This window comes from Dietzia sp. IBK-p2-16D (genome assembly GCF_057773085.1).
This window is the reverse complement of sequence record NZ_JBYMTL010000074.1, coordinates 1-438: the sequence shown is the minus strand read 5'-3', so window position 1 is coordinate 438 and position 438 is coordinate 1. Positions and strand designations below refer to the sequence as shown.

The 438-nt window shown below is 42.2% G+C and carries 1 protein-coding gene; it reads right to left on the bottom strand.

The genetic code is table 11. The features are described from left to right. Nucleotides 1–372, bottom strand: a 372-nt coding sequence (locus tag AC3DE3_RS17420) for an immunoglobulin domain-containing protein (RefSeq protein ID WP_488370877.1), incomplete at its 3' end; no start/stop codon positions are given. Nucleotides 373–438: the final 66 nt, after the last annotated feature.

Here is a 438-nt window from a genome sequence, read left to right as displayed (position 1 = left end):
GCTTACATTAATTGTTTGAGTGGTGGCACCCGTTGACCAATTATAAATCGAATAAGAACCGACAGTTAGTGTTGTAGAATCACCAGAACAAAATGACAAGTTGCCACTAATAGCTGGATTAGGCAAAGGATTCACTATTACGCTTATTTCTGACCTTGCTCCTTCACATCCATTTATTGTTTGGCTAACATAATAATTCAACGTCCCAATTAGTGTTGTTGATGGCGTTGGTGCTGTAGTACTACCAATTCCTCCTGCTGGTACGGTGTACCATTTCAGATTTGTGCCGGTAGCCGATAATGCCACTGCAGTTGCCCCCTGACAATAATTCAATGGGCTTGATACTACGGGAGCTAACGGGCCCGAAACGATTAAATTTATACTAGAAGAAGTAACTGTAACCGCTGATGCGCAGGTAATTCCTCCGGTAATTGAACA